The organism is Marinimicrobium sp. UBA4509 (assembly GCF_002388575.1).
Classification (GTDB): Bacteria; Pseudomonadota; Gammaproteobacteria; order Pseudomonadales; family Cellvibrionaceae; genus Marinimicrobium; species Marinimicrobium koreense.
This window is the reverse complement of record NZ_DGMV01000082.1, coordinates 111,294-122,287: the sequence shown is the minus strand read 5'-3', so window position 1 is coordinate 122,287 and position 10,994 is coordinate 111,294. Positions and strand designations below refer to the sequence as shown.

Annotated in this window: 12 protein-coding genes; 4 read left to right on the top strand and 8 right to left on the bottom strand. The window is 59.8% G+C overall.

All coding sequences use genetic code 11. The features are described from left to right. On the bottom strand, positions 1-911 hold a 911-nt coding region (hemH, locus tag B3520_RS15375; protein ID WP_286876397.1), incomplete at its 3' end, for a ferrochelatase. Between the two features lie 132 nt (positions 912-1,043). On the opposite strand from hemH, the gene B3520_RS15370 reads away from it, so the two are divergent. Continuing rightward, entirely contained in the window at positions 1,044-1,487 is a 444-nt protein-coding gene (locus B3520_RS15370) for a thiol-disulfide oxidoreductase DCC family protein (RefSeq protein WP_414673891.1), read from the top strand. After that, positions 1,477-1,788, top strand: coding sequence for a DUF6482 family protein (locus B3520_RS15365; protein WP_286807158.1), 312 nt, complete (start codon positions 1,477-1,479; stop codon positions 1,786-1,788). The genes B3520_RS15370 and B3520_RS15365 overlap by 11 nt, the downstream gene beginning before the upstream one ends. A gap of 204 nt (positions 1,789-1,992) precedes the next feature. On the opposite strand, the gene B3520_RS15360 is transcribed toward B3520_RS15365, so the two are convergent. Both B3520_RS15360 and B3520_RS15355 read right to left on the bottom strand, forming a co-directional pair. Beyond that, positions 1,993-3,156: a PQQ-dependent sugar dehydrogenase gene (locus B3520_RS15360; protein ID WP_286807159.1), complete on the bottom strand. Its 1,164-nt coding sequence runs from the start codon at positions 3,154-3,156 to the stop codon at positions 1,993-1,995. Positions 3,157-3,335: 179 nt separating this feature from the next. Beyond that, complete coding sequence (locus B3520_RS15355; RefSeq protein ID WP_286807160.1) at positions 3,336-4,478, bottom strand: endo-1,4-beta-xylanase; 1,143 nt, start codon at positions 4,476-4,478, stop codon at positions 3,336-3,338. Between the two features lie 237 nt (positions 4,479-4,715). On the opposite strand from B3520_RS15355, the gene pip reads away from it, so the two are divergent. Continuing rightward, positions 4,716-5,687, top strand: coding sequence for a prolyl aminopeptidase (gene pip / locus B3520_RS15350; protein WP_123639197.1), 972 nt, complete (start codon positions 4,716-4,718; stop codon positions 5,685-5,687). Positions 5,688-5,698: 11 nt separating this feature from the next. Then, positions 5,699-6,136, top strand: a complete 438-nt coding sequence (gene dtd, locus B3520_RS15345) for a D-aminoacyl-tRNA deacylase (RefSeq protein WP_286807161.1) — start codon at positions 5,699-5,701, stop codon at positions 6,134-6,136. Here dtd and B3520_RS15340 read toward each other — a convergent pair. The 5 genes from B3520_RS15340 to B3520_RS15320 form a co-directional block, all read right to left on the bottom strand. After that, positions 6,129-7,145: a hypothetical protein gene (locus B3520_RS15340; RefSeq protein ID WP_286807162.1), complete on the bottom strand. Its 1,017-nt coding sequence runs from the start codon at positions 7,143-7,145 to the stop codon at positions 6,129-6,131. The two genes, dtd and B3520_RS15340, sit on opposite strands and share 8 nt — an antisense overlap. A gap of 42 nt (positions 7,146-7,187) precedes the next feature. After that, positions 7,188-8,162, bottom strand: a complete 975-nt coding sequence (locus tag B3520_RS15335; RefSeq protein WP_286807163.1) for a substrate-binding periplasmic protein — start codon at positions 8,160-8,162, stop codon at positions 7,188-7,190. Between the two features lie 125 nt (positions 8,163-8,287). Next, a complete protein-coding gene (ubiB, locus tag B3520_RS15330; protein WP_286807164.1) occupies positions 8,288-9,952 on the bottom strand; it encodes a ubiquinone biosynthesis regulatory protein kinase UbiB in 1,665 nt (554 codons plus the stop codon). 2 nt (positions 9,953-9,954) lie between these two features. Further along, positions 9,955-10,578: a ubiquinone biosynthesis accessory factor UbiJ gene (locus B3520_RS15325; RefSeq protein ID WP_286807165.1), complete on the bottom strand. Its 624-nt coding sequence runs from the start codon at positions 10,576-10,578 to the stop codon at positions 9,955-9,957. A gap of 1 nt (position 10,579) precedes the next feature. Then, the coding region (locus B3520_RS15320; RefSeq protein ID WP_286876396.1) for a ubiquinone/menaquinone biosynthesis methyltransferase at positions 10,580-10,994 on the bottom strand (415 nt) is incomplete at its 5' end.

The following is a 10,994-nucleotide window of genomic DNA, read 5'->3' as shown; positions in this document are numbered from 1 at the left end:
TCTTCCAGCGTTTCCAGGCAGTCGGCGCTGAACGCTGGCGACAGTATGGCAATGTGCTTGATGCCATCCTTTGGAAGCTGCTTGAGGGTGTCATCGGTGTAGGGCTTGAGCCACTCTTCCCGACCGAAACGGGACTGGAAGGTAGTCATGCACTGCGACTCTTCCAGCCCCAGCTTTTCCCGCACCAGACGGGTGGTCTTGTGGCACAGGCAGTGATACGGATCTCCGTTGTCGAGATAGCGCTTGGGCGTGCCGTGGTAGGAGAACAGAAATTTCTCCGGCATGCCGTGCTCGTTGATATGGTCCTGCACGCTCTGGGCCAGGGCGCTGATGTACAGCGGATTGTCCACGTAGCCGCTGATGAAGCTGATCGAGGGGACCCAGCGCCAGGTTTTCAACTCATCGGCCAGGGCGTCGAAGGTGGAGGCCGTGGTGGGAGCGGCGTATTGGGGATACAGCGGCAGCACCACGATGCGCCGGATACCCAGCTCCTGAAATTCCCTCATTACCTTGGGTATGGATGGGTTGCCATAGCGCATGGCGAGTTTGACGATCACCTCATCCCCAAGGGCTTTTTGCACGGCACCGCGCTGGTGTTGGCTGATCACCAGCAGTGGTGAGCCTTCATCGCTCCAGACCGAGGCGTAGGCTTCAGCGGACTTCTTCGGTCGCACTCGCAGGATGATGCCGTGGAGGATGATTTTCCACAGCAGGCGCGGGACTTCAATGACCCGTGGGTCGGACAGGAACTCCGCCAGGTAGCGGCGCAGTGCCGGCGCAGTGGGGGCGTCGGGCGTGCCCAGGTTAGTGAGCAGCACCCCGGTTTTCTGTTGGGTGCGGCGGGTCTCATCCGAGGGGTTGTGAAAACGCTCTTCGACGCGGTCGTTGACCGCCCGGTATTGCTGGCTCATGAAGTCTCCTGTCTGTTGGCCTGACCGCAAACATAACGGGTTGCGGGGAATAATGCTACCGCCGGTTCTGGTTTGATCCAGCGGTCCCTGGCAAGCGTATTCTCGAGCAATGGATAAGAGGTTGTACCCGTGATGAATCGTTCTACTGCTAAGCGCTCAATAGAAGCAGATATTCCCACTCCACAGCCTGGGCAGACCCTTGCCACCTTGTATTACGACGGTTTGTGCCCTTTGTGTCAGCGAGAGATGACTTTATTGAAGCGTCTCAAGTCGGCGCAGCTGCGCTTGCTGGATATCCACAAGCAGTGGCAGCTCCCGGCGGAGCAGCGCGAGGCCATGTTGCGTCAGCTGCATCTGCGCCTGCCCGATGGCCAGTGGCTGGTGGGCGCCGATGCCAGCGTTGAGGCCTGGCGTTACACCCGCGTGGGGTGGCTGCTCAAGCCGCTGCGTTGGCCGGTGTTCGGCCCGGTGGTCGATCGGGTGTACCGGCGCTGGGCGAAGCGGCGTTTCAAGCGGCTGTACGGCAGTGGCCGCTACCTGTGTACCTTGCCTGAGGAGGCGCAAAATGATCCCTGAAGCGAGTCGTTCGGAGCGTCGTGCGGTGGTGATGAGTTTTGCCGACTGTGCGCATTACCTGGTCGGTTATACCGAAACGCCAGTGGGTTGGGCGGATGAGATCGAGGTGGTGCGCGATGCCCGTGGGCGGGCGGAGAAGTTTCCCAGCCTGTATGCGGCCAAGCGGTGGTTGGCTCAGCACGGAGCCGATAAAGCCTGGTTGGTGATGCAGACACCCTACGATGAAATGGTGGGGCGGCCGACGCCGGAAGAGACGATGAGTGAGATTCCGTTGGTGCTGGTGGAGCAGAATCACCGCTAGCTCCTTGCGTCGGGTTACGGCCTTTGGCCTAACCCGACCTACTGAAAGTGTGGCGGTGAGCTATGTAGGTCGGGTTAGTGTGGCAGATTACGCGCTGCGCGCTCCGATGCGTCGGACCGATCCGTCCTACTGAGAGGGCTATGTAGGTCGGGTTAGGCCAAAGGCCGTAACCCGACAATTCTTACCGTTCCTTCAGCCTGCTGACTACTTCGCCGGCTCAACCTTCAGAATTTCCCCATTGCGATCGTCGGTCAACAGGTACAGGTTGCCATCCGGTCCCTGCTCAATGTCCCGCAGGCGCTTGCCGATGCTTTCATCGAACATCCGCTCCTCGTGCGTCACTTTCTCGCCATCAAGCTCGAGGCGCGATACCAGTTGGAACTTGAGGGCAGTAACCAGCAGGTTGCCCCGCCACTCGGGGAACTGATTGCCGGTGTAGAAAATCATCCCGGCGTTGGCGATGGACGGATCCCAGTAATGCACCGGCTGCTCCATGCCTTCTTTTTCGGTGCCTTCACCAATTTTGCCACCACCGTACTGTTCACCGTAGGTGATGATCGGCCAGCCGTAATTGTTACCGGCCCGGGTCACGTTGATTTCATCACCGCCCTGGGGGCCATGTTCGCCAGTCCAGAGCTCGCGGGTGTCCGGGTGCAGATCAGCGCCCTGGACGTTGCGGTGGCCGTAGGACCAGATTTCCGGCTGGGTGTCTTTATCGCCCACGAATGGGTTGTCATCGGGCACGCTGCCATCGGGGTGGATGCGGGCCACGGTGCCGATGTGGCTGTCTAGCTCCTGGGGGTAGTTGTCTTCAAAATCCTGCTGGCGATCCCCCATGGTGATAAACAGGGTGCCGTCGTCGCGGAACACCAGGCGGGAGCCGAAGTGGCCATTGCTGCGCACTTTGGGTTGCTGGCTGAAAATGACCTCCACGCCCTGCAGTTCATCCTGGGCGTTGGGCATCAACTTGCCGCGGGCAACGGCAGTGCTGGTGCCGCCTTCGCCGGGTTCGGAAAAGCTGAAGTACACCCAGCGGTTGTCGACAAAGTCGGGGTCAATGGCCACATCCAGCAGGCCCCCCTGGCCGCGGCTGGCAATCTCGGGCAGGCCCTTGAGTGCGGGACCCTTGGTGCCGTCGGCGCCGACAATCCGCAGGTCACCGGAGCGCTCGGTGACCAGCATGTCACCGCCGGGGAGGAAGGCCATGCCCCAGGGGTTGCTCAGTCCGTCGGTCACCGTTGTGACCTTCAGCTTGGCCTTCTCGGTTTCGATGATGGTGGCGTGATCGTCCGCTTGAGCGCCAGCGGCCATCAGGCCCAGTGCGGCGCAGGCCAGCACGGGCGATAGGCGGGTCAGTAGTGAAGCCATGGTCAGTCTCCTCAAATCAGTGAAAAAGGGTGTGACCTGATGATACGCAGCCCAAGTGGGTTTGAATCAGTGGGCGAGGATGTCAGGCACTGTGAAGAATGGTGTATACAGCCTAGCACAGGCCGTGTGAAGAAGGGTTAAGCGCGGGGCCGAAGGCCCGCGCGCTCAATGGTACGGATTCAGCGTTTGAGGTCCGCCACGGCGAAGTAGGCCGGTTTGGGTTGTATATCGCGATCGAACAGCAGTGGGTAGTTGGTGCGACCACCCACCGGGAAGTTGTTTTTCCAGGATTCGCCATCGTGGGTGCCCCAGAGGGTAATCCGGTCGATCTTGTCCCGATGCTTGAGGAACAGCTTGAACATTTCGACGTAGCGCTCGGTCAGTCGCTCCTGCATGTCCTCGGGCAGGCCGTCCGGGTAGGGGTTCAGCTCGTCGGCATACTCGAAGTTGTCCGAAATGTTTGCCCCGGTGTGCTCCCAGGCGACCGGCAGCACGTCCACTTCCAGCTCGGTGCAGTGAATGCGCATGCCTTCGGCGGCGTAGGCCTCGATGCTGGCTTCGAATTCACTCAGGTCCGGGTAGTCCAGGCCCACGTGGCTCTGCAGGCCCACGCCGTGAATCGGTACGCCGCGCTTTTTGTAATCGCGCAGCACGTTGACCAGAAACTCCCGCTTGCCCGGGTTGTGCATATTGTAGTCGTTGTAGATCAGGTGTGCGTCCGGGTCCATTTCGTGGGCCAGGCGGAAGGCGCGCTCGACATAGTCGGCGCCGCCCATGGTTTTGAACCAGGCGCTCTCTCTCCAGCCCTTGTCTTCATCGATCGCTTCGTTGACCACATCCCAGATCTTGATTTTGCCTTTGTAGCGCTCCACCAGGGTGCGAATGTGGGTGTCCATCCGCTTGATCAGCTCCTGACGGTCAATGGGGCGGCCGTTCGGGTAGACGAAAAAGTCCTCAGGCACCTGGGAGTGCCACACCAGGGCGTGACCGACGATGTCCATATTGTGCTGCAGGCCGAACTCGACAAAGCGGTCCGCCAGCTCCCAGTCCCACTCGCCCTGGCGGGGCTGGACCAGCGCGGACTTCATGCAGTTCTCGGCGGTGATGGAGTTGAACTCCTTGGCGATCAGGGCTTTCAAGTGCTGGTCGTCGTTGGCCAGAGTCTGATTGCTGATGGCGGTGCCCACCAGGAAGTCATCCCCGTAGAGATTTTTCAGTCCGGTGCGTTCGGCGGCACCGTTGATGGCACAGGCCTTGAGATTGGCCAGGGCCGCCAGTGAAGCGCTGCCCAGCAGGAATTTGCGTCGGGAGATGGGGTTCATAAGCATGACCTGTCATGTTTGGGCCCGACCTGAACGGCGGGCGTCTATCTTATATTCAGGGTGACCATTAAAGCATGGATAACGGCGCTGGAAAAGTCTTTGGCGCCACTCGTGCCCCAGGGACACGGAGGAATCTGCCGCCGTTCGCGGCGCGGGGGTTGCATCTTCTCTACACTGGGTTATAAAGGCACATCGAGTTTATAAAAACCGTTTCTGGCACAGCATTAAAGGGCCACTATGCTCACCTACTTCCCCGAAATCAAACCTTACGAGCGCCACCAGGTTCCGGTTGGCGATGGTCATCAGCTCTACGTGGATGAGTCCGGTAACCCCGATGGCATCCCGGTGCTGTTCGTTCATGGTGGGCCCGGTGCCGGCTGTGGGCGGTATGATCGTCGCTACTTTGACCCGGAGTGTTATCGCATCATCCTGTTTGATCAGCGCGGTGCCGGTCGATCCACCCCCCACGCCAGCCTGGAGGGTAACAACACCCAGGCGCTGGTGGACGACATGGAGGAGATTCGCCGCTTCCTGGGGGTGGAGAAGTGGGTCCTGTTTGGCGGCTCCTGGGGCTCGACGCTCAGCTTGGTGTATGCCGAAACCCACCCGGAGCGGGTCCTCGGGCTGATCCTCAGGGGCATTTTTCTGTGCCGGCCGAAGGATCTGGCGTGGTTTTATCAGGGCGGGGCCGCCCATGTATTTCCCGATTACTGGAAGGACTTCCTGCAGCCGATTGCCGAAGCCGACCGGGGCGAACTGATTTCGGCCTACTACCGATTGCTCACCGGCGACAACGATCTGCTCAAGATGGGGGCGGCCAAGGCCTGGTCCATCTGGGAGGGACGCTGTGCCACCCTGCGACCCAATCACGAGGTGGTGGAGTCCTTCTCCAAGCCCCATCGCGCCCTGGCCCTGGCCTGTATCGAAGCGCACTACTTCGTGAATCAGGCCTTTCTGGAACCGGATCAGATTGTGCGCAACGCCCATCGGTTGTCCGGTATCCCGGGGGTGATTGTCCACGGCCGATACGACATGGTGTGTCCGCTGGACAATGCGTTCGAGCTACAACAGGCCTGGCCCGACGCCGAGTTGCAGATTATCCGCGAGTCCGGGCATTCGGCGTCCGAACCCGGCACCGTCGATGCCCTGGTGCGGGCCACCGAAGATATGGTTCGTCGGTTGCGCCACGAAGAAGATAACCTGGCCTGAGGTCGCTTTCGATGTTGGGTCTGATTCAGCGTGTCAAACACGCCAGTGTTGAGGTGGAGGGGCAAACGGTAGGCCGAATTGATTCCGGACTGCTGTTATTCCTGGGGGTCGAAAAAGAAGACGATGAGGCGAGCGCCGAGGCGTTGTTGAAAAAGGTTCTGGCTTATCGTGTGTTCCCGGATGCGGAGGGGAAAATGAATCTGAACCTGCAGCAGGCCGGTGGCGGGCTGCTGGTGGTCTCACAGTTCACACTGGCGGCCGATACCCGCAAGGGCCTGCGACCGAGTTTCTCGCGGGCGGGCTCGCCGGCGTTGGCGGAATCGCTGTACGATCATTTTGTCCGTCGGGCCTGTGAGTTTCACGACCCGGTCGCCACCGGGGTGTTCGCCGCCGATATGCAGGTCAGTCTGCAGAACGATGGACCCGTGACGTTCATGCTGTCTAGTTGACGGTGGCAGCGTCGAGGCTGAAGCGGGCACACAGATCCTCGGGCCAGGGGCGTATCCAGGCATCGCTCTGTTGAAGCAGGGCCGGGTCACTGTGTTGCGGGTTGCACAGGTAGAGTAGGGTGCGCTGCTCGAGGTTGAGCTGTTCAAACACCGCAATGATCAACGGGTGAGCCCGGAAAAATTCATCGAATGAGCCGTCGGCTCGCGCGCGCTTCAGACCTTCCTCGACCCGTTCGGCCAGCAGGGTATGCTCTCTGTTGACGTAAAAGTACACCGGCCAGGGGTAGGCCAGAACCAGGCTCGACTCAACAGTCAGGCCGCTGATGTCAAAACTCTCCGCTTCACTCATCACCTCCTGTGCCCCGCGCGGAAAGAAATCAAAACGCCCCGCCCGCAGCATCCGGAACAGGGACTCGTATTTACTGGTGGTGGTGACGGGAATCCCGTGCATCCGCAGTACCTGCACATCGAACCAACGCTCCCCTTGTCCGGCCCGAAATGCGCGCAAGTCTTCCAGGGTTTCCACCTGGTTAAACCGGGGTTGATCATCGGCCCGGATAAACGCAATGCGGTACCCCATCAGACCTTTCAGCAGGGGAAAGGGAATGGCCCGGAAGCGCTCGTCACGCTCGGGCATGACCGTGGCGTCAATGATGTGAATGTTTTCCTGGCGGGACAGTTCCTGATACAGGCGCGCCTGGGGTTTGGCCTGTTCAGACAGAATGACTTCACAGGGACCATGATCCTGGGCGGTTTTATCCAGCGCCAGTTGTAGCAGCTGGGCGAAGTAGTTGTAGTGGTCGTGGCGGACTTCTTCACGTAGCGGGAGTACCAGTTGATCCGTGGTCGTGCCGGGGCTCAGTTGGCAGGCGGCGCTGGCCGGGACACTGAGAAGGAGAAAGGGCAGGCTCGTTATGAGAGCCGCCAGCGCCTGAAAAAACCACCGGCTTTGCGACGTGCCTGGGCAGCCCTGGTCAGAGAGGGAAGCCTCCTGATGTAACGGTGGCAAAGGCTGGCTCACGGTGAATGATGGCTCCACAAGGAAATCGGACTAATCAAGTGTAGGAATACTCGCATTATCACACAAGCGTTTTGGCCAGGGCCGAATCCAGGCATCGGGCCGCTGAAGCAAAGCCGGATCCCGGTGGTGGGGGTGACACAGGTAGAGGGTGGTTCGCTCAAACAGGTTCAGCTCGGTAAACACTTCGCGAATTATGGGGTGGTCATTGAAAAACTGATCGAAGGAGCCATCGTCCATGGCTCGTCGCAAGCCGGTTTCCACCCGGTCCGCCAGCGCGACATTGTCTTTGTGAACGTAAAAATAAACCGGAGAGGGATAGGCCAACAGTAAATCCTGTTCAATGATCAAACCCTCGGTATCAAAATTGGCCTGCTCATCGAGAATTTCCTGAGCGCCGCGGGGGAAAAAATCGAACCGCTCCGCTTGCAGCATACGAAACAGGGATTCGTATTTCGGTGCGGTGACCACAGGGATGTCGTGGGCTTTCAGCAGCGTGGCATCAAACCAGTTTTCCCCCTGTCCGGCCCGAAATGTGCGCAGGTCATCCAGGGATTGGATGTTGGAGAAGGCTTCTTTATCTGATTCCCGGATAAAAAACAGTCGGTAACCCATCAATCCCTTCAGCAGCGGTACCGGTACCTCCCGAAAGCGCTCGCTGCGTTCCGGCGTTGCCGTGGCATCAATGATGTCGGCGCCGGTTTTACGTTCAAGGTCGAGGTAGCGGCGCACTTGCGGTTTGTAGCCTTCCGGAACGGTCACCCGGCAGGGACCGTACTCGGTTTCGGTTTTATCCAGGGCCAGTTGCAGCAAGTCTTCATAGTAACTGCGGTGGTCGTGCCTTGCTTCATGGCGCAGTGGTAACAGGACGCTCGGTACATCCTCGCCATCGCGCAGCGTACAGGCGGCTTCACTGGCCAATGGGGCGAGGGTTGCGGTCAGCCAAAGGGCAGGCAGGGACAACCAGCGGGACGCGCAGGCGCGGCCGGTTGCGCAAAAATCAGGCATGTCTCACTCTCGGTCACGACGTTGTGTTGACGGGGGCTATGGGTGCCCCTTCGTTTTGTCAGCTCTAATCAACAGTAGCCTATCGCCGGGAGAAAAGCCACAAGAAGTGGCGCAATAATCAACCTTTATTTACGCAGGATCAAGACCGCCAAACCGAGGGTCAACAAGGCCCAGCTCTCCGGGGGAATTTGCCCCCAGTCAATGCGCTCGGCCCAGGCGGTGAGGGGGCCGCCTAAATGGGGCCAGGCGGTAATACCGGAGCCGATCAGTGCCAGGGTGGCAATCACGGTACGCCGACGTCCGCGGCGCCGGTTCTGTTGCTGGCGCTGCAGCTCCTGGGTCTGGGCTTCCAGGTGGTGGGATACCTTGCTGAGGCTCTGCAGTTGTTGCAGGCCACCGAAAATCAGTTCCGGTACCTGCGGAAATTTTTCCATCCACTCCGGCGCGTAGCGCTGGAATTGTCCCCACAGTGCTTTGGGGTGGAAGCGATCTTTCAGCCAGCGCTCGAGGAAGGGGTGGGCGGTGACCCAAAGATCCAGGTCCGGATAGAGCTGGCGGCCCAGCCCTTCAATATTGAGCAGGGTTTTCTGCAACAACACCAGTTGCGGCTGGACTTCCATATCGAACCGACGCGCGGTGCGGAACAGACTCATCAACAGGTGCCCGAACGAAATGTCTTTCAGCGGTTTTTCAAAAATGGGCTCGCACACGGTGCGCACCGCGGCTTCGAGTTCCTCGACCCGGGTGCCCTCGGGGACCCAGCCGCTTTGCACGTGCAGCTCGGCGACCTGCCGGTAGTCGCGCCGGAACATGGCGAGCAGGTTGCGCGCCAGGTAGTACTGATCTTCCCGGGTCAGGGAGCCGACAATGGCCATGTCCACGGCAATGTACTTGGGGTATTCCGGGTTTTCAGTGGCGACAAAAATGTTGCCCGGATGCATGTCCGCGTGGAAAAAATTGTGCTCGAATACCTGCTTGAAAAATATCTCCACACCGCGTTCGGCCAGCGCTTTCATGTCCGTGCCCTGGGTGTGAAGTTCATCAATATGGGTCACGGGAATGCCGTGAATGCGCTCCATCACCAGCACGTTATTGCGGGTGTAGTCCCAGTAGATTTCCGGGACATACAGGAGCGCAGAGCCATCGAAATTGCGCCGAAGCTGGGAGGCATTGGCCGCTTCGCGTTGCAGATCCAGCTCATCGAAAATGGTATTGCGGTAGTCGCGTACCACATCCACCGGGTGCAGGCGTTTGCCGTCGATGCTGTAACGCTCCACCAGTCGGGCGATCATCATCAGCAGACGAACGTCCTGCTCGATGATCCGCTCGATACCGGGGCGGACAATTTTAATGACCACACGTTGGCCATTGTGCAGGGTGGCGCCGTGCACCTGGGCCACCGACGCCGAAGCCAGCGGCTCCTGCTCGTAGCTGGCAAACACGGTATCGACGCTTTCCCCCAGGCCCCGCTCAACCAGAGCACGAAATTCGGACTTGTCGAACGGCGGCACCTTGTCCTGCAGTCGATTCAGATCGTCCATCATGTCCGGCGGAACCAGATCAGGACGGGTTGAGAGCAGCTGACCAAACTTGATGAAAATCGGGCCCAAGTCTTCCAGCGCCCGGCGCAGTCGTTCCCCCCGGGTCATCTTGCCGGCAGGTTTGAGTTTGCACGGCAGCAGGAACAGCCGCACATACCAGGGCAACTGACCGGGCGGAATCAACAGATCCAGGCGGTAGCGCCAGATGACGAAACTGATGGTGAGCAGGCGACGGAGTACGACTAACACGCTTAGTCCTTAGTGGTTCGGTGCAAAAGAGTCTGCAAGTGTTGAATTCTCGCTTCGGTGCGCTCCAGCGCCAAGGCCAGCTCGTCCACTTCCCGATAGAAATTGTCCAGCTCGGCGCGACCGGGAACCAGCCCCGCCTCCTGGGTAATGAACTCGCCCAGCAGTCGACGGGCCTGGCTGTCTCGCGCCTTTAGCCAACGGCCTCCCGAGCGCAGCAGTTCCGCGCCCTGATGACCGAGTACATCGCCGAGCACTTCACTCAGGGCTTCTTCCCAGTCAATATCCAGTTGCCCGAGAATACGTTGCAGTGACTGAACCAGATGGGGGCTGCCTTCCAACTGCACACCGGAGCCCGCCAGACTGGTCTGTTCGCCGCGCGCCAGACCGATAAAGTTTTTCAGTGGGCCGGTCAGTCGCGTTTGAATATCGCCTTCCCAGTGACTGCTGAAACTCAGGCCTTCTCCGGGAAGGACGTACACCGTCCACTCGGGTTGCGTAAAGTTCAGCGCCAGCACTTGCCCTTCGAGCTTGCTGAGTGCGAGCCGGCTGGCGGGGTCATAGCGCAGGGCGCGCTGGACAATGGTTTCGGCGGCCGTCAGGGCAGCGGTGGTCAGCGTGGCATCCATATCAGGGCTTGATGCCTTTGTGCAGGGCCACCACGCCACCGGTCATGTTGTGGTACTCGGTGTTCACAAAGCCGGCGGCATCCATCATGCCCTTCAGGGTTTCCTGGTCGGGATGCATGCGGATGGACTCGGCCAGGTAGCGATAGCTGTCGGCATCGTTGGCGACCACTTTGCCCATGAAGGGCAGCAGCTTGAACGAGTAGGTGTCGTAGGCTTTTTCCAGCAGCGGGTTCTGCGGTTTGGAGAACTCCAGCACCAACAGCCGCCCACCGGGTTTGAGCACCCGCAACATGGAGCGCAGTGCCAGGTCCTTGTCGGTGACATTGCGCAGACCAAAGGCGATGGTGATGCAGTCGAAGGTGTTGTCCGGGAAAGGCAGGTACTGGGCGTCGGCCTGGGCGTATTGCAGGTTGCCG

Coding starts and splice junctions, on each gene's coding strand:
- B3520_RS15370 (WP_414673891.1), top strand. CDS start 1,044: ATGAATCGTTCTACTGCTAAGCGCTCAATAGAAGCAGATATTCCCACT.
- B3520_RS15365 (WP_286807158.1), top strand. CDS start 1,477: ATGATCCCTGAAGCGAGTCGTTCGGAGCGTCGTGCGGTGGTGATGAGT.
- B3520_RS15360 (WP_286807159.1), bottom strand. CDS start 3,156: ATGGCTTCACTACTGACCCGCCTATCGCCCGTGCTGGCCTGCGCCGCA.
- B3520_RS15355 (WP_286807160.1), bottom strand. CDS start 4,478: ATGAACCCCATCTCCCGACGCAAATTCCTGCTGGGCAGCGCTTCACTG.
- pip (WP_123639197.1), top strand. CDS start 4,716: ATGCTCACCTACTTCCCCGAAATCAAACCTTACGAGCGCCACCAGGTT.
- dtd (WP_286807161.1), top strand. CDS start 5,699: ATGTTGGGTCTGATTCAGCGTGTCAAACACGCCAGTGTTGAGGTGGAG.
- B3520_RS15335 (WP_286807163.1), bottom strand. CDS start 8,162: ATGCCTGATTTTTGCGCAACCGGCCGCGCCTGCGCGTCCCGCTGGTTG.
- B3520_RS15325 (WP_286807165.1), bottom strand. CDS start 10,578: ATGGATGCCACGCTGACCACCGCTGCCCTGACGGCCGCCGAAACCATT.